At 73.8% G+C, this 23033-nt stretch carries 17 protein-coding genes and 1 pseudogene; 11 read left to right on the top strand and 7 right to left on the bottom strand.

Translation table 11 applies throughout. The annotated features are described in order from the left end of the window. Window positions 1-15 precede the first annotated feature (15 nt). From AC3CHW_RS07775 to AC3CHW_RS07765, 3 genes are all read right to left on the bottom strand, one after another. Complete coding sequence (locus AC3CHW_RS07775; RefSeq protein ID WP_488469990.1) at window positions 16-966, bottom strand: aminoglycoside phosphotransferase family protein; 951 nt, start codon at window positions 964-966, stop codon at window positions 16-18. 430 nt (window positions 967-1396) lie between these two features. Beyond that, on the bottom strand, window positions 1397-1960 hold the full coding sequence (locus AC3CHW_RS07770; RefSeq protein ID WP_488469989.1) for a ferritin-like domain-containing protein: 564 nt from the start codon (window positions 1958-1960) through the stop codon (window positions 1397-1399). A gap of 303 nt (window positions 1961-2263) precedes the next feature. Beyond that, window positions 2264-2824, bottom strand: a complete 561-nt coding sequence (locus AC3CHW_RS07765; protein WP_488469988.1) for a hypothetical protein — start codon at window positions 2822-2824, stop codon at window positions 2264-2266. A gap of 207 nt (window positions 2825-3031) precedes the next feature. Between AC3CHW_RS07765 and rimP the strand changes: the two genes are divergently transcribed. The 8 genes from rimP (at window position 3032) to AC3CHW_RS07725 (ending at window position 12586) form a co-directional block, all read left to right on the top strand. Then, complete coding sequence (gene rimP / locus AC3CHW_RS07760) at window positions 3032-3547, top strand: ribosome maturation factor RimP (protein ID WP_187059889.1); 516 nt, start codon at window positions 3032-3034, stop codon at window positions 3545-3547. Between the two features lie 2 nt (window positions 3548-3549). Continuing rightward, window positions 3550-4554, top strand: coding sequence for a transcription termination factor NusA (nusA, locus tag AC3CHW_RS07755; RefSeq protein ID WP_176164419.1), 1005 nt, complete (start codon window positions 3550-3552; stop codon window positions 4552-4554). Between the two features lie 911 nt (window positions 4555-5465). Beyond that, window positions 5466-5744: a YlxR family protein gene (locus tag AC3CHW_RS07750; protein ID WP_387604835.1), complete on the top strand. Its 279-nt coding sequence runs from the start codon at window positions 5466-5468 to the stop codon at window positions 5742-5744. Between the two features lie 153 nt (window positions 5745-5897). Next, window positions 5898-9014, top strand: a complete 3117-nt coding sequence (gene infB, locus AC3CHW_RS07745; protein ID WP_488469987.1) for a translation initiation factor IF-2 — start codon at window positions 5898-5900, stop codon at window positions 9012-9014. A gap of 174 nt (window positions 9015-9188) precedes the next feature. After that, the gene (locus tag AC3CHW_RS07740) at window positions 9189-9482 is read left to right on the top strand and encodes a DUF503 domain-containing protein (protein WP_176164422.1); all 294 of its coding nucleotides are present in this window, start codon (window positions 9189-9191) and stop codon (window positions 9480-9482) included. Window positions 9483-9634: 152 nt separating this feature from the next. Then, window positions 9635-10108 carry a 30S ribosome-binding factor RbfA gene (rbfA, locus tag AC3CHW_RS07735; protein WP_398612163.1) on the top strand — a complete coding sequence of 158 codons (474 nt, stop codon included), beginning with the start codon at window positions 9635-9637 and terminating at the stop codon, window positions 10106-10108. Continuing rightward, complete coding sequence (gene truB / locus AC3CHW_RS07730) at window positions 10105-11007, top strand: tRNA pseudouridine(55) synthase TruB (RefSeq protein WP_488469986.1); 903 nt, start codon at window positions 10105-10107, stop codon at window positions 11005-11007. Before rbfA ends, truB begins: the two co-directional genes overlap by 4 nt. Window positions 11008-11608: 601 nt before the next feature. Continuing rightward, window positions 11609-12586 carry a bifunctional riboflavin kinase/FAD synthetase gene (locus AC3CHW_RS07725; protein WP_488469985.1) on the top strand — a complete coding sequence of 326 codons (978 nt, stop codon included), beginning with the start codon at window positions 11609-11611 and terminating at the stop codon, window positions 12584-12586. A 271-nt stretch (window positions 12587-12857) separates the two neighbouring features. Here the strand turns inward: AC3CHW_RS07725 and AC3CHW_RS07720 are convergent, their stop codons facing one another. Further along, window positions 12858-15950, bottom strand: coding sequence for a nucleotide-binding protein (locus AC3CHW_RS07720; protein ID WP_488470994.1), 3093 nt, complete (start codon window positions 15948-15950; stop codon window positions 12858-12860). Window positions 15951-16236: 286 nt separating this feature from the next. Here AC3CHW_RS07720 and AC3CHW_RS07715 point away from each other — a divergent pair, with 286 nt between their 5' ends. After that, window positions 16237-16377 carry a hypothetical protein gene (locus AC3CHW_RS07715; protein WP_449658150.1) on the top strand — a complete coding sequence of 47 codons (141 nt, stop codon included), beginning with the start codon at window positions 16237-16239 and terminating at the stop codon, window positions 16375-16377. 23 nt (window positions 16378-16400) lie between these two features. Here the strand turns inward: AC3CHW_RS07715 and AC3CHW_RS07710 are convergent. The 3 genes and pseudogenes from AC3CHW_RS07710 to eccE form a co-directional block, all read right to left on the bottom strand. Further along, window positions 16401-16562, bottom strand: a pseudogene (locus tag AC3CHW_RS07710) (hypothetical protein); the annotation flags it as partial. Window positions 16563-16799: 237 nt separating this feature from the next. Further along, window positions 16800-17612: a hypothetical protein gene (locus tag AC3CHW_RS07705; RefSeq protein WP_488470993.1), complete on the bottom strand. Its 813-nt coding sequence runs from the start codon at window positions 17610-17612 to the stop codon at window positions 16800-16802. Window positions 17613-17929: 317 nt separating this feature from the next. Beyond that, window positions 17930-19255, bottom strand: coding sequence for a type VII secretion protein EccE (gene eccE / locus AC3CHW_RS07700; RefSeq protein ID WP_488469984.1), 1326 nt, complete (start codon window positions 19253-19255; stop codon window positions 17930-17932). A gap of 475 nt (window positions 19256-19730) precedes the next feature. Here eccE and eccB point away from each other — a divergent pair, with 475 nt between their 5' ends. After that, window positions 19731-21305, top strand: coding sequence for a type VII secretion protein EccB (gene eccB / locus AC3CHW_RS07695; protein ID WP_488469983.1), 1575 nt, complete (start codon window positions 19731-19733; stop codon window positions 21303-21305). Between the two features lie 272 nt (window positions 21306-21577). After that, window positions 21578-22885 carry a type VII secretion-associated serine protease mycosin gene (mycP, locus tag AC3CHW_RS07690; RefSeq protein WP_488469982.1) on the top strand — a complete coding sequence of 436 codons (1308 nt, stop codon included), beginning with the start codon at window positions 21578-21580 and terminating at the stop codon, window positions 22883-22885. Window positions 22886-23033: the final 148 nt, after the last annotated feature.

Here is a 23033-nt window from a genome sequence, read left to right as displayed (position 1 = left end):
CGGAGCGGGAGGCTGCTACAGCCAACCCGCGAACTCCAGCAACAGCTCCCCTTCGTCGCGCTCGCCCCGGGACAGACGCCGTACGCCGGCGGCTACGGAGCGGAACAGCGCCCAGCCGCGCAGGCGGTCCCGGTCCAGCTCCAGCGAGTCGGCGAGCTTGTTGACGCGTCGGCGGGCGGCGTTGGAGGCGCCGGGGAGTGCGATCAGGGTGTCGAGACGGTCCCGAGCCAGCCAGGCCAGGTCGTACGCGCGCTCTCCGACCACCGGTTCGGGCGCGATCGCGAGCCACGGGGCCCGATCGCCGGCGAGTACCTTGCCCTGCCGGTAGGCGCCGTGCAGCAGCAGCGTCTCGGACGAAGTGGCGACGAGTTCGGCGTGCACCGCGAGGGCTTCGTCGATCAGTGGCCCGACGTCGGCCGCCCAGGGCTGGTCGCGTGCTGCGCGTAGCGCCGCGGCCTGGTCGGCCGTGTGGTCGGAGACGGACGGGAACGCATGCCCCGTCGGCGGCGGCACCCACAAGCGCCGAACCGTTTCGGCCGCCTCCAGCATGGACTTCGGCTCCGGGAGGGAGCGCAGACTCACCTCGCCGTGCAGCCGTTCGAGCAGCAGAGCGCCCTCGGGGCACTCGCTCCGCAGGACCCGCACGGCGCCGGAGCCGCCCCAGTGGGTGAGTGCGGCGCCCTCGCGCTCCACGCGCTCCGTGTTCGCGCCGAGTTTCAGCACGGCCGGGGACCCGTCGGCCTGGTGCACCAGCACCAGCAGGCTCCCGCGGCCACCCGGTGCCCAGACCCGTTCGACGGTCAGCTTCCAGCGGTCGAGCAGGCCCTCGACGCGCTCGGGCACGGTCGCCAGCCAGGCCCGGCCCGCCGCGCCGTGTTCGGCCTGAACAGCGCGGACCAGGCGTTGCGGCGGTTCCACCGGAACCCCCGTGGGCTCCGAATCGCCCTCGTGCGGTGCTGTTGCCATTCCCGAGCTGTCCCTTTCCGTTACCTGGCGGTACCGCGTGACGAGTACCTGGCGGTGCCGCGTACGAGGGCGCCCCGCCGACCCAGTGCGCCCCGCGACCACGCGGCGACAGTCTGCCCCGCTACGCGGACCGCGCCGTGCACGCGCACCCCACGGACACTCCTGCTCCCGCTCACCGCCGACTAGCCTGCCCCGTGCCCCGTGCCCCGTGCCCCGTGCCCCGTGCCCCGTGCCCCGTGCCCCGTGCCCCGTGCCCCGTGCCCCGTGCCCCGTGCGGGGCGGCGGGGCCGTGGTCCGATGGCGGGCGCGGAGCCGGCGTGCTCCGTGTTCCAGCGGGGCGGGGACGGTCGCTCCGTGCGCCGCGACAGAATGCCCTCACGCGTCCTGGGCCTCGTCGCTCCCACCCGGCCGGAGGCTGCTGAATGGTGCCTCACAACGCGTCGGCTACGTCGCTCGCGGCGGTTGAGGGGGCGCCGCCGGCGGTCCGCTCGGTGAGCCCAGGGAAGGTTACGCTGCTGCCGCGCCAGCGCACCGCCCGCACCGCTGCCTCGCGCAGTGCGGCGGCGGCTTCCCGGCGCGCCCCGCCTTCGGCGGCCCGGACCAGGTCGGCGTAGACGGAGCAGAGTCGGGCTTCGATCTCGCCCGCGAGCCGGGCTGCCGCGGCGGCATCCGGTACGGGGAAGGGCAGGGCGTAGGCAGCCGCGGAACTGACGGGCTCGCCCTTGAGGGATCGCACCTCGCGCTCCAGGGCGTCCCGGCGTGCCCGGTGCGCGGTCAGGCCCTCGCGTGCCTCGGGCAGCCGCTGGTCCTCGATGCGACCACCGACCACGCCGTACCCGTAGACGGCAGCGTGCTCGGCCGCCAGGGCCGCCTGCGTAGCCCGCAGCGTGGGCTCCGCCGGCGCGTCGTGCCCCCGTTCGCGCGCGCTGCCTTCGGCGGCCTTGGCGCTGTCGACGCCTCCGGCCTCCGCCGTACGCTGCCGGGCCCTTCTCATATGGGCGACCTTTCTGCCATGTCCCGTCCGCTGCGCGGTTCGTCTGGTCCCTGCCTTGCGGTGCAGCACGTCAGCCCGTCATCGTCGGGTGCCCCGTGCCCCGTGCCCCGTGCCCCGTGCCCCGTGCCCCGTGCCCCGTGCCCCGTGCCCCGTGCGCGCCGTGGCCACCCGGGCGGTCTCGCACGCCCCACGCCTCACGCCTCGCGCTCACGCGCCCCGCCCCGCGCTCCGTGGCGCACGTACGGTGCGGGCGAGGGACTGGCCGCCCCGGCCCCACCCGACGAGGCGCGCCGCTCCGAGGGCTCATGTGCGGCTCTCCGCCAGCAGGTAGGCGTGAGCCGCGCCGCTGGCGGCTACGGAGGCGAGGAGCCGGGCGAGTTCGGGTGAGGCGGTGGCGAGAGCCGTCGTGCGCGCGTCCGCCGTCCGGCGCTCCGCCGTGGCCAGTGCGGTCAGCGCCTTGCGGGCGTCCCGGGGCACCTCGACGGTGCGGCGCGGGCCGCTGCCTTCGTGAGTGGCCGAGGGAGACGCGGAAGCCGACGGCGGGGGCGAGCCGAACGCCTCGGCGTGTCGAGCCACTTCGCTACGGAGCGGGCGGAGCCGGTTGGCCAGGGCGGGGTGTGTCGCGATGGTCGCGTCGTAGTGGGCGAGCAGGGTGAGCGAACCCCGGGCCGCCTCGCTGCGCACGCGTTCGTCGGCCGAGGCGCGTCCGTCCGAGTCGGCCCCGTCGCCGGCGCTGTCGGTGCAGCCGGTCAGCAACGCCCCGACGCCGGCGGCTCCGACCGAGCCGCCGGCGAGAGCGAGCAGGCTGCGTCTGCGCGGCCCCGTGGGGCCTGACGCTGTTCTCGTGAGCGGCACGTTCCTCATCCCCTGCTCGTGATCACCGCAGGCGAGCGTACCCATCACACGCGTCGGAGTGGCGCTGCCCCCGCCGCGGGCCGCCCCGTACGGCCCGTGCCACGAGGACGGGGCGCGACGCGACTGCCGAATCGTCAGCCCGTCGCCGGAACAGCTAGGCTTTGGTCTGACACGCGACGTTCCCACAACAGCACACGCGGCCGAGGAGTCACCCGGATGAGCACCACCCAGAGCGAGAGGCTGCGCGGACTGCTGACACCGCTTGTCAGCGCGCGGGACCTGGATCTGGAAGAGATCGAGGTGACCCCGGCCGGGAAGCGGCGCGTGCTCCGTATCGTGGTGGACTCCGACGACGGCGTGCAGTTGGACGCGTGTGCGGAGTTGAGCCGAGCGGTCTCGCAGACCCTCGATGAAACGGACGTCATGGGCGGCGCACCGTACGTCCTTGAGGTCACCTCGCCCGGTGCCGACCGGCCGTTGACCGAGCCGCGCCACTACCGCCGCGCCACAGGCCGCCTCATGAAGGCACAGCTCGTCGAGGGCGGGGAGCTGCTCGCCCGGATCGTCGCGGTTGACGACGACGGACTCGACCTGGAGGTCCCGGGTGTGAAGGGTCGCAAGCCCACGGAGCGCCGTCTTGCCTTCAGCGAGATCTCCAAGGCACGAGTGGAGATCGAGTTCAATCGCAAGGCCAGTGAGAAGCAGAACGACGAGAGCCAAGAGGAGGCGTAGCCGTGGACATCGACATGAGTGCCCTGCGGGGTCTGGTGCGGGAGAAGGAGATTTCGTTCGACCTGCTGGTCGAGGCGATCGAGGCGGCCCTCCTCATCGCGTACCACCGCACCGAGGGCAGCCGCCGGCAGGCGCGCGTTGAGCTGGATCGACAGACCGGTCACGTGACGGTGTGGGCGAAGGAGGACGCCGCCGACCTGGAAGACGCCCAGGAGGGCGCCGAGCCCCAGGAGTTCGACGACACGCCCTCCGGGTTCGGCCGGATCGCCGCGACGACCGCCAAGCAGGTCATCCTGCAGCGCCTGCGGGACGCCGAGGAAGAGGTGACCTTCGGCGAGTACGCGGGGCGCGAGGGCGATGTCGTCGCGGGCATCGTCCAGCAGGGCAAGGACCCCAAGAACGTCCTGGTGGACATCGGCAAGCTGGAGGCCATCCTGCCGGTGCAGGAGCAGGTCCCCGGCGAGGAGTACACCCACGGCACCCGCCTGCGCACCTACGTCGTTCGGGTGGCCAAGGGCGTGCGCGGCCCGTCGGTCACGCTCTCGCGGACCCACCCCAACCTGGTGCGCAAACTCTTCGCGCTGGAGGTGCCGGAGATCGCCGACGGCTCGGTGGAGATCGCGGCCATCGCGCGTGAGGCGGGGCACCGTACGAAGATCGCCGTACGCTCCACCCGCTCCGGTCTCAACGCCAAGGGCGCCTGCATCGGCCCGATGGGCGGGCGGGTGCGCAACGTCATGGCCGAGCTGCACGGCGAGAAGATCGACATCGTCGACTGGTCGGACGACCCGGCCGAACTCGTGGCCAACGCGCTGTCGCCGGCCCGGGTTAGCAAGGTGGAGGTCGTGGACCTGTCGGCGCGCTCCGCGCGCGTGACGGTGCCGGACTACCAGCTCTCGCTCGCCATCGGCAAGGAGGGCCAGAACGCTCGCCTCGCCGCGCGTCTCACGGGTTGGCGCATCGACATCCGCCCCGACACCGAGCAGCAGCCGGCCGGCCAGAACTGAGCCCCGTGCCCGCGACTGCGCGGGGTACTGAGCGCGCGGGGCCCGTACGGAGGCCGCGGGCCCGCGCGGGGGCGTACGAGCTTGTACGGGTAGCGCACGGCGCACGCCGCTCGTGTGTCATGCGCCACGGAGCGGGCCGGCTGGCGCACTGATACCGAACGCTCCGCTGCCGTGGCGGGGCCGGTGTGGAACGTAGCGCCGGTGCGTACGGCGCAGACACTGGAGGGCAAGCCCCGGAACCGAGGCCGCCAGCCAACGGCAGCGGAGCAAGTCCGGCCCCGCTCGCGGGCCCGCGAGCGAGCGCCCCTCCGGGAGTCATCCGTCACGTTCGCCGAGTGGGCCGCCTGGCGAAGCCAGTGGCCCGCAAGGTCAGCGGCCAGCGGGCGTGAGCGGGGCGGAGCGCTGGGCGGGGCGCCCCAGCGTCGCGTCACCGCGTGACGATCCTCCGCACGGGCCCCGCCAAGAGCGTGGAGCCCGAGGCCCCGGCACCTCTTGGAGCCCCGGGGCCCGCCACCCCTGAGACATGCGGCACCCGCCGCCCACCTTCCTCCGCACCGCGGCACCATCCCGCCGGAGCACGGAGCACGGAGCACGGAGCACGGAGCACGGAGCACGGAGCACGGAGCACGGAGCACGGAGCACGGAGCACGGAGCACGGAGCACGGAGCACGGAGCGGTGATCCTCGCCGGGGGCACGGGGCACGGGGCACGGGGCACGGGGCACGGGGCACGGGGCACGGGGCACGGGGCACCGGCCGTGTCTGGTGGGCGCGGGGTGTCGCACACTGTGCGGCACCGCGAACGCGGAGTCGTCGTCGAGCGGGCGATGGGCTCAGTGAAGCGGCATAACGACGACCGTTCGATCGTTGCCCTAAACGGGTGGGGTCGACGCGGGGAGGTAGACTAAAACAGTGTCTGGCCGGACGCGCGTCAGCGCATGCCCTGAACGAACCTGTGTGGGATGTCGGGAGCGTGCGGAAAAGGGCGATCTACTGCGCATCGTGATGGTCGAGGGCGACTGTGTCCCCGATCAGCGCGGTACGCTGCCCGGCCGGGGTGCGTATGTGCACCCGACACTGGTCTGTCACGACCTGGCGGTTCGCCGCCGGGCGTTTCCCAGGGCCTTCCGGGCCCAGGGCCCGCTCGACACGACCGCTTTGCGGAGCTACGTCGAGCAGGTAACACCGTAAGAGTTGGAAGAACGGCACGGGACACCGTGCGGTCAGGTACCTCGCGAGTTGGAAGTAGGTCGAGATTGCGATGAGCACTCGATGAGTACGCGATGAGTACGCCCATGAAGTAGCGACGGTCCGGCGGTGAACCCCGGACCTAAAAGGAGCGATGTGGCTAAGGTCCGGGTATACGAACTCGCTAAGGAGTTCGGCGTCGAGAGCAAGGTCGTCATGGCCAAGCTCACTGAACTCGGTGAATTCGTACGTTCAGCGTCCTCGACGATCGAGGCGCCGGTTGTGCGCAAGTTGACTGACGCTTTCCAGCAGGGCAACGGTTCCGGCCGTTCCGCTGGCAAGCCCGCGGCGCCGCGCAAGGCGTCGCCCGCCAAGCCGTCTGCGCCGTCTCCGCAGGCGGCCCGTCCCGCTGCCCCGAAGGCCCCGGCGCCCGGCCCCAAGCCGGCGTCGAGCGGTCCCGCGGGCGGCACTGGTGCGGCCCCCACGCCGGGTCCGCGCCCCACTCCGGGCCCGAAGAGCCCGGCGCCGACGCCGGCCCCGGCTCCGCGCCCCGGCCCCGCCCCGGCGGCGCCGTCCGCGCCGGCGCAGCCCGAGTTCACCGCGCCCCCCGCGGCTCCGGCCGCATCGCCCAGGCCCAGTGGCGCCAAGCCCGGCGCGACGCCGGGTCCGCGTCCCAGCGCCCGTCCCACCACGCCCGGTCAGGGCGGCGGCCAGGGTCAGGGTGGCGGGCGCTCCGGCGCGCCGCGTCCCGGCGGCCAGGGTGGCGCCCCGCGTCCGGGCGGGCGTCCCTCCGGCCCGCGTCCGGGGAACAACCCCTTCACCTCCGGCGGCAGCACCGGCATGTCCCGCCCGCAGGCGCCCCGTCCGGGTGGCCCGCGGCCCGGCCCCGGTGGTCAGAGCCAGGGTGGTCCGCGTCCGCAGGGTGGCGGCCAGGGCGGTCACGCCGGCCCGCGTCCCGGTCCGAGCGGCGCCCGTCCGAGCCCCGGCTCGATGCCCCGTCCGCAGAGCGGCCCCGGCGGCGCCCCGCGTCCCGGTGGCGGCCCTGGTGGCCCCGGCGGTAACCGTCCGAACCCCGGCATGATGCCGCAGCGTCCGGCCGCGGGTCCGCGTCCGGGCCCGGGTGGCGGCGGTCGCGGCCCCGGTGGCGCTGGTCGCCCCGGTGGTGGCGGTGGCGCTGGTCGTCCCGGTGGCGGCGGCGGTTTCGCCGGTCGTCCCGGTGGTGGCGGTGGCGGCGGTCGTCCCGGTGGCGGCGGTGGCTTCGCCGGTCGTCCCGGTGGCGGTGGCGGCGGCTTCGGTGGCCGTCCCGGCTTCGGTGGTCGTCCCGGTGGTCCGGGTGCACGTGGTGGCACGCAGGGCGCGTTCGGCCGTCCCGGTGGTCCGGCGCGTCGTGGTCGCAAGTCGAAGCGGCAGCGGCGCCAGGAGTACGAGGCCATGCAGGCCCCGTCGGTCGGCGGCGTGATGCTGCCGCGCGGCAACGGACAGACCGTCCGCCTGTCGCGTGGTGCCTCGCTCACCGACTTCGCGGAGAAGATCAACGCCAACCCGGCGTCGCTCGTCGCCGTGATGCTCAACCTCGGCGAGATGGTCACCGCGACCCAGTCGGTCTCCGACGAGACGCTTCAGCTCCTCGCCGACGAGATGAACTACAACGTCGAGATCGTCAGCCCGGAGGAGGAGGACCGCGAGCTGCTCGAGTCCTTCGACATCGAGTTCGGCGAGAACGAGGGCGGCGAGGACATGCTCGTCGCGCGTCCGCCGGTGGTGACCGTCATGGGTCACGTCGACCACGGTAAGACGCGACTGCTCGACGCGATCCGCAAGACCAACGTGGTCGCGGGCGAGGCCGGTGGCATCACCCAGCACATCGGTGCGTACCAGGTCTCGACCGAGGTCAACAACGAAGAGCGCAAGATCACCTTCATCGACACCCCGGGTCACGAGGCATTCACCGCCATGCGTGCCCGTGGTGCGAAGTCGACGGACATCGCGATCCTCGTGGTGGCCGCCAACGACGGTGTGATGCCGCAGACGATCGAGGCGCTCAACCACGCCAAGGCGGCCGACGTGCCGATCGTGGTCGCGGTGAACAAGATCGACGTCGAGGGTGCCGACCCGACCAAGGTGCGCGGTCAGCTCACCGAGTTCGGTCTGGTGGCCGAGGAGTACGGCGGCGACACCATGTTCGTCGACATCTCCGCGCGCCAGGGTCTGAACATCGACCAGCTCCTGGAGGCGGTCGTCCTCACCGCCGACGCCTCGCTCGACCTGCGCGCCAACGCGGAGCAGGACGCGCAGGGCATCGCGATCGAGGCCCACCTCGACCGCGGCCGTGGCGCCGTGGCCACCGTGCTGGTCCAGCGCGGCACGCTGCGGGTCGGCGACACGATGGTGGCGGGCGACGCGTACGGCAGGGTCCGGGCGATGCTCGACGACACCGGCGCCCAGCTCGAAGAGGCCGGCCCCTCGACCCCGGTCCTGGTGCTCGGTCTGACCAACGTGCCGGGCGCGGGCGACAACTTCCTGGTTGTCGACGAGGACCGGACGGCTCGGCAGATCGCCGAGAAGCGTGCGGCCCGCGAGCGCAACGCCGCGTTCGCCAAGCGCACCCGCCGGGTCTCCCTGGAGGACCTGGACAAGGTGCTCAAGGCCGGCGAGGTGCAGCAGCTCAACCTCATCATCAAGGGCGACGCGTCCGGTTCGGTCGAGGCCCTGGAGTCCTCGCTGCTCCAGCTCGACGTCGGCGAAGAGGTGGACCTGCGCATCCTGCACCGCGGTGTGGGTGCGGTCACCGAGACCGACATCGACCTGGCGGCGGGTTCGGACGCCATCGTCATCGGCTTCAACGTGCGGGCCGAAGGCCGCGCCACGTCGGCGGCCGAGCGCGAGGGTGTCGACGTCCGGTACTACTCGGTCATCTACCAGGTGATCGAGGAGATCGAGGCGGCCCTCAAGGGCATGCTCAAGCCGGAGTACGAAGAGGTCGAGCTCGGCACGGCGGAGATCCGCGAGGTCTTCCGCTCCTCCAAGCTCGGCAACATCGCCGGTGTCCTCATCCGCTCCGGCGAGGTCAAGCGCAACACCAAGGCACGCCTGCTGCGCGACGGCAAGGTCGTGGCGGAGAACCTCAACATCGAGGGCCTGCGCCGCTTCAAGGACGACGTCACCGAGATCCGCGAAGGGTTCGAGGGTGGTATCAACCTCGGCAACTTCAACGACATCAAGGTCGACGACGTCATCGCGACGTACGAGATGCGGGAGAAGCCGCGCGGCTGATCTCGTCTGACCCGTAACGGTCCGGGGCCGGTCGGCCGGGCCCCCTCCGCCGCTGGTGACAGCGGGGGAGGGGAAATCCCGTCGATCGGCCTCGGCCGTTGCGTGTACGGTTCTGGTGTCCCTGCCAAGCAGTGGCGGGGAGCTACCCCGAACCGGCGGGTTAACCGGACAGACATGTATGTAGGGACCTTGTCCTTCGATCTGCTCCTCGGCGACGTACGGTCGTTGAAGGAGAAGCGCTCCGTCGTCCGACCGATCGTCGCCGAGCTCTACCGCAAGTACGCGGTGAGCGTGGCGGAGGTCGGCGACCAGGACCTCTACCGCAGGGCCGAGATCGGCCTGGCGGCGGTCTCCGGGGACACGGGGCACCTCGCGGACGTGCTCGACCGGTGCGAACGCTGGGTCGCCGCTCGCCCCGAAGTGGAGCTGCTGTCAGTCCGACGGCGGTACCACGGCGACGACGACTGACCGTGCCGACGGGGCGCCGCCCGACCTCTCCGCGGCCCCGTGGCGGGCCGCGGGCGGGGCCACGGCTGGCGGTGGTCCCGCGACGGCGCGGGGCGCCACGGCGCCGCGTCCGACGACTTGATACGTGAACCGAAGAAGAGAGAAGAAGACGCATGACCGACACCGCGCGGGCACGCAAGCTGGCTGACCGCATCCGGGTCGTGGTCGCGGAGACCCTGCAGCGACGCATCAAGGACCCGCGGCTGGGCTACGTGACGATCACGGACACCCGGGTCACCGGTGACCTGCGGGAGGCGACTGTCTTCTACACGGTCTTCGGCGACGAGGAGGAGCGGACCGCGTCGGCCGCGGCGCTGGAGAGCGCCAAGGGCGTGCTGCGCTCCGAGGTGGGCCGCCAGACCGGCGTCCGTTTCACCCCCACCCTGACGTTCGTCCCGGACGCGCTGCCCGACAACGCCCGCACCATCGACGACCTGCTCGCCAAGGCGAAGGCGGCCGACGCGCAGGTACGCGAGGCGTCCGAGGGCGCCGCGTACGCCGGCGACGCCGACCCGTACCGCAAGCCGGACGAGGACGACGAGGCCACCGAGCCCGAGACCGGCAGCGAGGGCACCACACAGGCATGAAGCGCAAGGGAACCGGTCCGGACGGACTGGTGATCGTGGACAAGCCGGCCGGCTTCACCTCGCACGACGTCGTGGCCAAGCTGCGCCGCTTCGCGGGGACGCGCCGGGTCGGACACGCCGGGACGCTCGATCCCATGGCGACCGGCGTGCTGGTCATCGGCGTGGAGAAGGCGACCCGCCTCCTCGGCCACCTGGCGCTCACCGAGAAGGAGTACGCGGCGACGATCAGGCTCGGCCAGAGCACCGTCACCGACGACGCCGAGGGCGAGATCACCGCGTCCGCCAGCGTCGACGGCCTGGAGCGGGCGGCCATCGACGCCGGCGTGGCCAAGCTGACCGGCGACATCCAGCAGGTCCCGTCCAAGGTCAGCGCCATCAAGATCGACGGCAAGCGGTCGTACTCGCGGGTGCGGGAGGGCGAGGAGTTCGAGATCCCGGCCCGCCCCGTCACGGTCTCGACCTTCGACGTGCACGAGGTGCGCGAGGCGGTCGCCGCCGACGGCGCGCGCGTCGTGGACCTCGACGTCACGGTGGTGTGCTCCTCGGGCACGTACATCCGCGCGCTCGCCCGCGACCTGGGCACCGACCTCGGCACCGGGGGCCACCTCACCGCGCTGCGTCGCACCCGGGTCGGCCCCTACGGCCTGGACGGGGCGCACTCCCTGGAGGAGCTCGAGGGGTCGCTGACGGTGCTCCCGATCGCCGACGCCGCGGCGGCGGCCTTCCCCCGCTGGGACGTCAGTGCCGAACAGGCCCGCCTCCTGGGCAACGGCGTCCGCCTCAACGGCCCCGGGCTCGGCGTCGAGGGCCCCGTCGCGGTCTTCGACCCCGACGGCCGATTCCTCGCGCTCATCGAGGAACGGGACGGCAAGGCCAAGAGCCTGGCGGTCTTCGCCTAGCAGCCGCCTCGCCGCGAGGCCGTGCGGTGGCCCCGTGCCGCCGTACGCCGCCGCCACCAGGCACCCCAGCCGTCGGCCCCGTCCCGTGACGGGGTCGGCGGCTTCGCGCTGCCCGTCGACGGGAGCAGTTCTGCCTACGGGTACGTCTCCGTGCCGCGCTGTGTCTGTCTCGCGCCTGTTTCGCGGCGTCGCCGTGCGGAGGCTTCGTGGCTGAGGGCGTCTTGCATGAGTTCCGCCCGTCCTCGCCGGTCGAGGGGCTGGCGGCGCGGCACGGAGCGCAGGCGTGGAGCGGAGGCCGGGACGGAGCACGGAGCGGCGATCCTGCCCGGGGGCACGGGGCACGGGGCACGGGGCACGGGGCACGGGGCACGGGGCACGGGGCGGAATCCGAGACGGAGCACGGAGCACGGAGCGAAATCCGGATTGGGCCACGGAGCACGGGGCGCGGCGCACGGGGCACGGGGCGCTGACGAGCGGCCCGCAGTGGGGTGGGGTCGGGGCGTGCGGGGACGGGTGGGTGATGGCGGGGTCGGGACGTGGGCATGGCAGTCTTAGACCTGCGTCATTGGACAGACAAGAGTTCGGGTGAGGAGCGGGCACAGTGCAACGCTGGCGTGGCTTGGAGGACATCCCCGAGGCTGCATTCTTTGGGTCTGGGGGACGCAGCGTGGTCACCATCGGCTCGTACGACGGCGTGCACCGCGGGCACCAGTTGATCATTGGTCGGGCCGTGGCGCGGGCGCGCGAGCTCGGCGTACCCGCGGTGGTGGTGACCTTCGACCCGCACCCGAGCGAGGTCGTACGCCCCGGCAGCCACCCACCGCTGCTGGCTCCGCACCACCGGCGCGCCGAGCTGATGGCGGAGCTGGGGGTGGACGCGGTGCTGATCCTGCCGTTCACGATGGAGTTCTCGAAGCTCCCACCGAGCGAGTTCGTGGTGAAGGTGCTCGTGGACAAGTTGCGCGCGAAGGTGGTCGTGGAGGGCCCGAACTTCCGCTTCGGGCACAAGGCCGCCGGCAACGTGGAGACGCTCAAGGAACTCGGCCGCACCTACGACTACGAGGTCGAGATCGTCGACCTCTACGAACGGGGCGAGGCGGGGGGCGGCGAGCCGTTCTCGTCGACGCTGACCCGCAAGCTCGTCGCCGAGGGTGACGTGGCGGGCGCCATGGAGGTGCTGGGTCGCCCACACCGGGTGGAGGGCGTCGTCGTACGGGGCGCACAGCGCGGGCGCGAGCTGGGCTATCCCACCGCCAACCTGGAGACCCTGCCGCACACGGCCATCCCGGCCGACGGCGTCTACGCCGGCTGGCTCACGGCGAACGGGGAGGTGATGCCGGCGGCCATCTCGGTCGGCACCAACCCGCAGTTCGACGGCACGGAGCGGACGGTGGAGGCGTACGCGATCGACCGGGTGGGGCTCGACCTGTACGGGCTCCACGTGGAGGTCGACTTCCTCGCCTACCTGCGGGGGCAGGAGAAGTTCGCGACCATCGACGCGCTGTTGGAGCGCATGGCCGTCGACGTGCGGCGCGCCCGGGAACTGGTGGCCGCCCACGACGGCGCCCAGCGGTCCTGAGCCGGACAGCGTCCCGGCCAGCGGCCCGGAGCCGGACGGAGCGCCGACCCGGGGGCGGCACGAGGGACGCTCGACGACGGCAGGGTCGCGCGGCCTGAGGCGGAGCGTGCAAGCCCCGGCGCGCGGCCTGCTCCGTGGCGCCGGCGCCCGGAGCGCAACGGCACCGGGCGCCCACGAGCGGAGTCGCGCACGGCGGGGCCCGCACCGTAGCGCTCGGACATAAGGGTGTCCGGGCGGACGGTGCGGGCCCCGCCGTCGTACGGTCCGCTGCCTACTGCTGCGGCGGCGCCGGCGGCTGAGGCCAGCCGCCCTGGCCGGCGCCCTGCTGGTTGTCCTGGCCCGCCTGCTGGTGCGCGCCGGGTTGGCCGGGCAGGGGATAGCCGTACCCGTACGGAGCCTGCCCGGGCTGCCCCGGCTGCTGCCCCTGTGGAGCGGGCTGGGCGGTCTGCTGTGCCCCGTACTGGCCGGCCTGCCCCTGCGGGTCGGGCTGGGGCGGCGGGGGCTGCTGCTGCCAGCTCTGTCCCTGCTGCGGGCCCGGTTGCTGCGGGTAGCCCTGGTGCTGTGGGTACGCCGCCCCGCCGGGGCCCTGCTGCGGCTGGCCGTACGGGTCGCCGGGCTGCTGCCCGTAGCCGGGCGCCTGCTGCTGCGCCGGGTACCCCGCGGCGGGGGGAGCGCCCTGCTGGCCCGGCATCGGCGGGGCCACGTGCGGGGGCTGGGCGGCGCTGCCGTCCGTCGTCCACAGGCCCTGCTCCTGCTGGGCCCGGGTGAAGTCCTCGGCGACCAGCGCGGACAGGTTGAAGTACGCCTCACGGGTCTTGGGCCGCATCATCGTCAGATCGACCTCGGCGCCCGCCGCCAGGTGCTCGTCGAACGGCACCACGACCACGCCGCGGCAGCGCGTCTCGAAGTGCGACACGATGTCCTCGACCTTGATCATCTTTCCGGTCTCGCGGACGCCGGAGATGACGGTGATGCTGCGCGACACGAGATCGGCGTAGCCGTGCGCGGAAAGCCAGTCGAGCGTGGTGCTCGCGCTGCTCGCGCCGTCGACCGACGGCGTGGAGATGATGATGAGCTGGTGCGCGAGGTCGAGGACGCCGCGCATGGCGCTGTAGAGCAGGCCGGTGCCGGAGTCGGTGAGGATGATCGGGTACTGCTTGCCGAGCACGTCGATGACGCGGCGGTAGTCCTCGTCGTTGAAGGTCGTCGAGACCGCCGGGTCCACGTCGTTGGCGAGGATCTCCAGACCCGACGGGGCCTGCGAGGTGAACCGCCGGATGTCCATGTAGCTGTTCAGGTACGGGATGGCCGTGACCAGGTCGCGGATGGTCGCCCCGGTCTCGCGACGGACGCGGCGGCCGAGCGTGCCGGCGTCCGGGTTGGCGTCGATGGCGATGACCTTGTCCTGCCGCTCCGTGGAGAGCGTCGCGCCGAGCGCCGTGGTCGTCGTGGTCTTGCCGACGCCGCCCTTGAGGCTGATGACCGCGATCCGGTAGCAGGACAGCACCGGCGTACGGATGAGTTCCAGCTTCCGCTGCCGCTCCGCCTCTTCCTTCTTGCCACCCAACTTGAACCGCGACGCCGCCCCGCCCTGCTTCTTGGGCTTCTGCTTGGCGCGCAGCAGACGGTCGGAGGAGAGCTCGACGGCCGCGGTGTAGCCGAGCGGGGCGCCGGCCCCGTGCCCCGTGCGCGCGCGTTGGTCGGCCGGCGCGGTGGGCCACTCCCCGGAGCGCGGGTCCACGGGGCCGGCCCCGTGCGGTTGCGCGGCCCCGTGCCCCGGCGCGGGTGCCGCCTGCTGCCCCGCGTACGGGCCGGGCGCGCCGTGCTGCGCCTGCTGGCCGGGCTGCCCCTGCTCGGGAGCGGGCGAGGTGGGCTGCGGGAACCCGTACCCGGCCGGCGGCACGGCGCCCTGGCCGCCGGGCGCGGGGGCCGCGCCCGACGCCCCGGACTGCGGGAAGCCGTAGCCGCCCGGTGCCGCGCCCGGTTGAGCGGCGGCCGGGGCCGCCTGCTGCTGCTCAGCGCCGCTCGCCGCGCCTGGGGCCGGAGCCGGGGCGGCCAGCGGGTAACCGTAGCCGGACGGGGCGGCGGGGCCGGGTTGCCCGTGGGCTGCCGCCTGCGCGGGCGCGGGGGCGCTGCCGGCCTGCGGGCCCGGGGCGGCCACCTGGCCGGGTGCGCCGCTCCTCGGGTCGTGGACGGGGCCGCCTGGCGTGTGCTGCGCGGACGGTGCGTGCCCGCCGCCGGCGGCGGGCTGGGCGTCGGACGGCTGGGCGCCGGGGAACGGCGCTGCCGCGCCGGGGCCGCCGCCCTGCTGCGGGTAGCCGTAACCGCCTTGCTGCGGCACCGCGTTGGGGGCCTGGTGCTGCTGTCCGGGCGGCGGCGCGAGGCCGGGCTGGGGTTGTGCGTGCGGTGTGGGCGGCGCCCACGGACCGCTCTGCTGCGGCACCGGCGCGGCGGCGGGCGCCGCGCCCGATGCGGCGGCTCCGTCCGACGCGGCCGGTCCCTGCCCGGGGGCGTCGCCCGCGTGCGGAGCGGGTTGGCCCGCGCCCCACGGCGTACCCAGCGGCGGCGACGCGGCGGGGCCGGCGGCGCCGTGTGCCGTGGGGCCGGACTGATCGGCGGGCGGCGGCGCGGCCGGCTCGAAGTTCGGCGGCAGCGGCGGCAGGCCGGACTGCGGAGCAGCCGGCGGCCAGGCCGTCGCGGGCTGGGCGTCGGGCGCGTACGACGGTGTGGCGGGCGCCGGGACGCTCGGTGACGCGGCGTCGGACGGCGCCCCGGCGCCGGCCTGGCGCGCGGCATCCGCCCCGGCGGCGTCGGACGAGGCAGCCACGCTGTCGCTCGCCCCGCGCTCCGCCGCCTCGCGCTGCATCGCCGCGGTGGAGAACCGCATGGTGCCGGGGCCGGCGGCGCCGGGCGTGGAGCCGGCACCGGGGGCGGCTTCGGGCCGCGCGCCGGCGGACGACTCCTGCCCGCTGGGCGAGTTCGGTGCGTCAGCCGTGGGCCCGTCCGCGCGATCGGCGTTCTCGCGGGCGGCGATCTCGTCCATGTCGCGCTGGAGCGAGGCGGTGGAGAAGCGCACCGTGGAGGGGCTCTGGCCGTGCTCCGTCGCGGCGGGTCCCCCGCCCGTACCCGGCTCGCTGGTCGTCACGGCGCCGGCATCGGCCGCGCCGTCCGCCTCGCCCCGTGTGCCGCCGTGGGCGTCGGCCGACGACTCAGCGGCACCCGCGGGCGTGGCATCCGCGTCGTCCGACTGCGCGGCGTCGGTACCCGCTCCGTCGCCATCCGCGGTCGCGTCCGCCTTCGCGTCCGCGCCCGTGGCATCGCGCGCCGCGCTGCCGCCCGTGTCGGGGCCCTCCTTGTCGAGCACCGCGCCGGAAGGCGAAGCGGAAACCGAACCGGAATCCGAAGTGGAAGCGGATCCGGACGCGGCTCCGGTGCCCGATGCGCCGGTTGAACCGGTCTCATCCGCCGACGGCGGCGCCGACACGTCGACCTTCGGTGTCACCGCGGGTGGTGCCCACGAGGATTGGTACGCGTCCGGCGCGGGGAGACCCGGCACCGCCACGGGGCTCCCGGTGGGCGGTGGGGGAGTGGCGGAGTCGGAGGCCGCGTCGTGACCGCCGGCTGCCGGAGGCGTCGCGGGCGCCGACGGGATGGGCGGCCACGACGAGGCGGAAGCCGAACTCGACGGCGGAGGCGGCGGTGTGGACGAGGCGAACGCCGAGGAAGGCGACGACGAAGAGGAAGGCGAAGAGGAGGCAGCGTTCTGCGTGTACCAGGCAGGCGGGGTGTAGTCGATAGTGAACTCGCCCGTGTGCTCGGCGTCCGCGTCGGACTGATCCTCGCCCGGGTTGGTTCCGCCCGTGCGGATCTCGTCCCGATCGCTGCTCACAATGCCTCCTGCTGGTGTGGTCGAGCACCCTCGAATTTTCCGGCGGGCCGACCGTTCCCGTCGCACTACCGCTCGGCTTTCCCCCATGGGGACGCGGAGCCACCTCAATCGGGTTCTCCGCACTCCGCACCAAGACTAATCACCATGAGCGCAACAACGGCAGGCCCGCCCCCTGGCCTCGGTTCACGCGAGGAGAACCGGCGGTGTTTGTGCGGCGATCGCGGCCCCCGCGCCCCGTGCGATCCGGGCCCGGCGGCCTCGTAGCACCCGGGCCGGTTGCGCCCCGTCAGCCTCGCTGGTGCGCGGACTCGACGTCCAGGGGCGTCAGTCCACGCGGCGCGGAGTGCCCAGGAGTGCCGTTTCGATATCTGTCGCCCGTATCGTGACGTACTGCCGTGAACGCCGCGTACACCACAGAGTTACCTCGTCGGGCAGCGACGACAGCGCGTTCACATCCGCCTGCGGGAGCGCCAGCACTCGACCCACCGCACTGGCCTCATCAGGGGAAACCCGTTGAATACCCACCAGATCGGCATGCTCGAGCAGGCGCGGGGCCACCGGACTGACGTAGGGCAGCAACGTCAGGACCGACTGCCAGGGCGTCGACGTCACCCGTCCCCGTGGCGGGCGCATCCCGCAGTCGCGCACGACCAGCACGGGGCCGCGCACCGACGGCCCCTGCGGAGCCACCCGGCCCACCTCGTGCGTCACCATGCAGGGGTGACCGCCACCGGCGGCCTGCACCAGCGGGCCCCAGGACTGGGCACGCCCCGTCTCCACGGCCACCCGCAGGCCCGTGCCCGCCGCCCGCAACGCCAGGGCCTGCGCGGTCCACAACCCGCCCACGAGCACGACGTCATACGGGGCCGGGCGACTGAGCGCGAGTGTGACGGGGCGCTGCTGCTGGTCGACCCCGACCACCACGCCGTCATCGCCGATCGGCAGCGACAGCGCCGACAGTTGACTGGCCCGCAGCACATGTCGGTCGCGGCGCGGGCCGATCAGCCCGAAGCCGAACCTGGCCCGAACGCCACGCCGCACCCCGGCCGTTGCCCCGCCGCCAGGCGCGCCGCCTCCCGCTGGCGCGGGCACCGGCGGGGTGGGCCCCGGTGGCGAGGCGGGCACGCGCTGGCCCAGGGCGAGCGTGCCGGGCCCGGCGGGCGCGGGCGTAGCACGGGGGCCCGGGCCAGGGTGACCGTACGGTGCCCCGGACGCCGGGCCGGGCGCGGCCGGTGCCGGCCCGCCCTGCCCACTAACCGCCCCGGCGCCGGTGGGGGCCGGGCCGCCAGCGCCTCCCGGCGCATGCACGGGCCCGGGCGCCCCGGCGCCCCTCGAAGCGCCGGGGGCGCCGAAGGCGTTCGGGGCCACGCCCCCTGCCGCGGGCGCCCCGGGGTACGGACCGGCAGCGCCCGGCGGGTAGCCCGAGGCTCCGGGCGTGGATGGCGGTGTACTCATCAGCGGGTCCCCCCAAGCGGCAGGGTGGCCAGCACGCCGGGCACCTGCTCACGGTCCAGTCGAACCAGGCCGGCCTTGGCCTCGCGCGCCGTACGCTCCAACGCGCGCCGGGCGCCCACCAGTTCGTCGTCGCTGCGCCCCGTGATCCGTACGTGCCCACTGAGGACGACCTCCCGGCTGCCGCCCCGCGCGAGGGTCAGGCTGAACGTCGTCGCCAGCACCGGCACGGCCGTCAGCAGCGACACCAGGCGAGCCAGCGGCGTCGCGCTGGCCCCCAACTGGGGCCACCGGCCGACCCAGTACGTGGTGTGTCGGCGGTCGTCACAGCGCCAGGTACGGGAGGTCTCCACGGTGCGCCGCGCCGGCCCGCCCGACGAGCCGCCGGACGCGGCGGCGATCGGGTTGGCGCACGCGGCGGCGGCCACGGCCGCGATCAGCTCCGCCTCGGAGAGCACCTCCGCCCGGAAGCCGGCGCCTATCAGACGGCTGGCCAACTGGTCGGCGGCGCGCGACAGGCTCCGCTGCGCCCCACCCAGCCCACCGCCCCTGGCGGCGACCGCCTCCGGGCACAGCTCCGGGTCGAGCTTCAGCGCGACCCAGGTCACGCGCAGCGCGGGCGCGCCCGACTGGGCCTGCAAGGGGCCGTAGTTGCGCATGGCCGCCGCCTGCTGTGGCAGATGGGGCGCGGGAGCCGGCTGGGTGTGCTGCACGACCTGGGCTGACTCCAGCCGTATGCCGTCCACGTCCATGGCCTCGCGCAACAACTCGAGCGGCAGCGGGCGTTCGCCACCCGCCGGCCGCAGGCCGGCGTCAGCGGCCTCCACGCGTAACACGGCCGTCAGGAACGTGCCGTCCCCGATCATGCCCACGTCCCGCCGCGAACGGCCGGTGAAGGAGTACGTGCGCAGCGCCGGCTCGCATTCCAGGACCGGCGCGAGCCCGGGGTCGGTGCCCGCCGGAACGCGCGCCGCAGCCGCCCGCCGCGTGCGCTGCCGCAGCCCCCGCGCGGTCGCCAGCCACTCCGGCAGCGAACGTCGACGCCGGCGCACCACGGCGACCAGCACCAACACGGCGGCGACGGCCGCGGCGGGCACCACCAGCAGCGCGTCGACGACCCAGGCCACGAGCAGCACGGCGGCGGCGATCTCCACGAGCACGAGTTGGCGCAGCGGAAAGGCGCTGAACCCGCCCGTCCGCGCCGCCTTGCGCGGCACGGCCGTCGTCACCGCGCCCGGCCCCGCCGGCGCGCCGGGCCCCTGGCCCCGCGCTCCCGCGGTGGTCGTCCCGGCCCCCGTCGCCCCGCCCGTGACCGCTGTTCCCGTCATCGTCCCCAGCTCCGCCCTCGGCTCCGATCCCGGCCCCGGCCCGGCGCCCGACCGAGGTCACGCCCCCGGCTCCCGCCCCGTCCGTGGCTCCCACCCCGCTCGAGGCGCGTCACACGGCGGCGCCCCGTCATGTCGCTTGCGGTACCGACGCGTTGCCGAGGCGATCGGAGCGCCCGTAAGCGCCCACCGGCCATGCGCGTCATGTCGTACGCCCCCTCACGCCGCGCCACCGCAGGCTGCCGCCCCGGTCGCTCTGCCGCCCCGTGCCCCACACACCCCGCTGTCGTGCGCACACTGACCGTAGACCGTAGCGCCCCCGCGCCCAAGTCCGGGGCCCCCGACCTTGCGCGGAGTGACCCGAGCGTCACGCACCGAACGCTTACCGGCATAGTAGGGGGCCGGTCTGACAGCGGCGCCCGAACGCGGGTGCGCCGCACGGCCAGCACCGTTTCAGCCTGGGGGAGGAACTGAGGCCATGGCATCACGGCGGGACGAGCTCAACGCGTACACCTTCGCCAAGAAACGCGTGGTCGCTGCCTTCTTGCAGCCCACGCCCGCGGGCACGGAGGAGGGCGCGCCCCGTGCGCTGCGCGCCGTACTGCCCGGGGCCATCGTCGGCGCCCTGATCCTGGCCGGATTCGGCGCGTGGGGCATGTTCAAGCCCAAAGCCCCGAAGGGCTGGGACGAGCCGAAGACGAACGTCATCATCGGCAGCGACTCCACCACCCGGTACGTGGTCCTGGAGACCAACGGCAAGGCCCAACTCCACCCCGTCCTCAACCTCTCCTCGGCCAAACTCCTGCTCAATCCCGACAAGGGCAAGGTCATCAAGGTCGACGAGAAGGTGCTGGACAACGGGAAGATCCCGCACGGCCCCACCATCGGCATCCCCTACGCCCCCGACCGACTGCCCGACGCGGGCGACGCGGGCAAGGCCAAGCGCTGGGCGGTGTGCGAGCAGCCGGGCGGTCGCGGCAGCACGGTGCAGAAGGCGACGTTCGTCCTGGCCGACCGCGAGACGTCGAAGGTGGAGGGTACGGAGCGGCTGCGCGGCGGCCAGGTGATGTACGTACGGGCCCAGGACGGGGCGCGCTACCTGGTGGACGGCAAGGGCTCCAAGTACCTGATCGGCGGCCCCGACTGGCGCCAGCGTTCGAAGGACTACGGCTCCGCGTACGACAAGCTGTTGCTGCGCACCCTGGTCGGCAACAGGTCCGCCCACCCGCAGAGCGTCACCGACGACTGGCTGAAAACGCTGCGCGACGGCACCCCGATCACCTTCCCGCACCTTCCGGGCACCGTCGCCGCTGACGCGGGCATCGACGGGCTCAGCGAGGAGGAGGGGCGCGTGGGCATGGTGCTGCGGGCGAAGACCGGCACCGGGCCCCAGCACTACGTCGTGCTCCCCGGCAAGGTGCTCCCCGTCTCGGACTTCACCGCCGAACTACTCCTCAGCTCGCCCGAGACGGACCGCCTGAACCAGGCCGGACAGGCCAGGGACGTCGACGCGCAGGCGTTCTCGCCCGAGGGCGCCGAAGACGCGTTCTACGGCGACCGCGCGTGGCCACAGGCGAAGGCGGTGCAGGTCAACTCGCTCGGCGGCGAGTCAGCCCGCGACACGGTGTGCAGCGTCCTGCGCGACGTGAAGGCCAACGGCACCACGAAGCTGAGCACCTGGGCCGGCCAGGGCTTTCCCGCGACGATCGCGGAGGGCGGCAGCACCACCTACGTCACGCCGGGCACCGGGCTGCTCTACCGCGAGATCCGCGGCCACCAGTCCAGCTCCGGCTCGCTCTTCCTGGTGACCGACACGGGGCTGCGCTACGCGGTGCAGACGAACAACGACAGCAGCTCCGAGGAGAGCGTGATCGGCACGGACGGCAAACCGAAGAAGGCGGACGAGGAGAGCCAGCGCGAGGTCGACCAGGCGCGCATCCGCCTCGGCTACCGGGACGTCAAGCCGGCCCGTGTGCCCATCGAGTGGTCGTCCTTCCTGGCCAAGGGCCCCCGCCTGGACACCACCGCGGCCCGGCAGCCACAGGGAGCGTAGCCACGGCGTACGGGGCGGCGACCCTGCCCGGGAGCACGGAGCACGGAGCACGGAGCACGGAGCACGGAGCACGGAGCACGGAGCACGGAGCACGGAGCGGTGATCCTCGCCGGGGGCACGGGGCACGGGGCACGGGGCACGGGGCACGGGGCACGGGGCACGGGGCCGCGGTGGGGCGCGAGCGTCGGGGCGGGGGGCTCACGCGCCGACGGGGCGCGGCGCGTCGCGCTCCGGGGCGTAGGAACGGGAACACGGGAGAGGGACGAACGACGATGTGGACGACGCACCAGGCAACCCGGTCGGTGGCACTGTCGGCCGCCGCGCTGCTGACGAGCCTCGGCGCGGCATCTCCCGCCAGCGGGGCGACGGCCGGGGCGGGGGCACCCGCACCAGGCGGCCGGGCTCACTCGGTGGCCGACCGTGAGCCCGCTGGCCCCGCGCGGGACATCGGCCTCACTCCGAACGGCGGCGGCGAGTGCACGTACCCGATGAAGAAGCAGTTCGCCGCTCGCCCGTGGGCGCTCCAGCGCGTCGTACTCGACGAGCTGTGGCAGGAGACCAGGGGCGAGGGCGTGAAAGTCGCGGTGATCGACACCGGGGTGGACGACGCCAATCCGCAGTTGGCGCCAGCGGTTGACGACGGGAGCGGGCTCGACCTGGTGAGCAAGGGAAAGCGCAAGGACCCGACGGCGGACGCCGTGGGACACGGCACGAAGGTCGCGGGCATCATCGCCGCCCGCCCGCGACGGGGCACGGGCTTCGTCGGTCTCGCGCCGGAATCGACCATCATTCCGATCCGGCAGAACGACGAGAAGGGCACGGGCACGACGAAGACCATGGTGGTGGCCATCGAGCACGCCATCGCCGAGGGCGCCCGGGTCATCAACATCTCGCAGGATACGGCCAAGCCGCTCTCGCACCATTCCGATCTGGCGATGGCAGTGGAAAGAGCGCGGCAAAGGGACATCGTCGTCGTGGCGTCGGCGGGTAACGACGGCCTCGACAACAAGGTGAAGGAAACCTATCCGGCGGCCTACACGGGCGTGTTGGCCGTGGCGTCCTCCGACCGCAACAACGAACGCGCCCCGTTCTCCCAGCGCGGCGACTTCGTCGGCGTCGCGGCGCCGGGCGTGGACATCGTCTCGACCGTGCCCGGAAACGGTCAGTGCGTGGACAACGGCACCAGCTTCTCCGCGCCGTACGTAGCCGGCGTCGCCGCGTTGCTGCGCGCCAAATACCCGAGCTGGAAGGAGCGCGAGGTCGTCGCCTGGATCAAGCAGACCGCCAACCGGTCGATCAACGGCCGCGACAACAACGTCGGTTGGGGCGTCGTCGACCCCGTACGAGCCCTCGGCGGCAGGGTCAGCCCGATCTCGACGCCCGCGCCGGACAGGGCCCCAGGCCGGCAGAGCGCCCCGGAGCCGGCGCGGCTCACGCTCGGCGAGACGCCACAGGAGCGGCGCGAGCGACTGGCCACGTACGCGCTCGGCGCGACGGCCGTGACCGTCGCGGTCATCGCCGGTACGGCGGTCATCCTCCGCGACCGGCGTCGCCGCGCCGAACGCCGCACGGCAGGCTGACCCCCGTGCCCCGTGCCCCGTGCGCGAGCCCGCTACGGAAGTGAATAGCGAGTCCGATGATCAAGCGGCGCACTATCACCAAGATCCGTGGTCTGCTACCTCGTCAAGGCATTCTTGGCTGGTAATGGTAGAAAGAACCCCCGCTCGA

The sequence above is a fragment of the Streptomyces sp. MGP-BFMKR1 genome (assembly GCF_057766585.1).
The sequence above is the reverse complement of the archived record's forward strand: the minus strand, read 5'-3'. Positions and strand labels throughout refer to the sequence as shown.

What these genes read in the sequence shown, in the direction of transcription:
- AC3CHW_RS07740 (WP_176164422.1), top strand. Translation starts at nt 9,189, where the DNA reads ATGTATGTAGGGACCTTGTCCTTCGATCTGCTCCTCGGCGACGTACGG.
- AC3CHW_RS07765 (WP_488469988.1), bottom strand. Translation starts at nt 2,824, where the DNA reads ATGAGGAACGTGCCGCTCACGAGAACAGCGTCAGGCCCCACGGGGCCG.
- mycP (WP_488469982.1), top strand. Translation starts at nt 21,578, where the DNA reads ATGTGGACGACGCACCAGGCAACCCGGTCGGTGGCACTGTCGGCCGCC.
- AC3CHW_RS07770 (WP_488469989.1), bottom strand. Translation starts at nt 1,960, where the DNA reads ATGAGAAGGGCCCGGCAGCGTACGGCGGAGGCCGGAGGCGTCGACAGC.
- rbfA (WP_398612163.1), top strand. Translation starts at nt 9,635, where the DNA reads ATGACCGACACCGCGCGGGCACGCAAGCTGGCTGACCGCATCCGGGTC.
- AC3CHW_RS07775 (WP_488469990.1), bottom strand. Translation starts at nt 966, where the DNA reads ATGGCAACAGCACCGCACGAGGGCGATTCGGAGCCCACGGGGGTTCCG.
- truB (WP_488469986.1), top strand. Translation starts at nt 10,105, where the DNA reads ATGAAGCGCAAGGGAACCGGTCCGGACGGACTGGTGATCGTGGACAAG.
- rimP (WP_187059889.1), top strand. Translation starts at nt 3,032, where the DNA reads ATGAGCACCACCCAGAGCGAGAGGCTGCGCGGACTGCTGACACCGCTT.
- eccB (WP_488469983.1), top strand. Translation starts at nt 19,731, where the DNA reads ATGGCATCACGGCGGGACGAGCTCAACGCGTACACCTTCGCCAAGAAA.
- AC3CHW_RS07715 (WP_449658150.1), top strand. Translation starts at nt 16,237, where the DNA reads ATGGGCGGCCACGACGAGGCGGAAGCCGAACTCGACGGCGGAGGCGGC.
- eccE (WP_488469984.1), bottom strand. Translation starts at nt 19,255, where the DNA reads ATGACGGGAACAGCGGTCACGGGCGGGGCGACGGGGGCCGGGACGACC.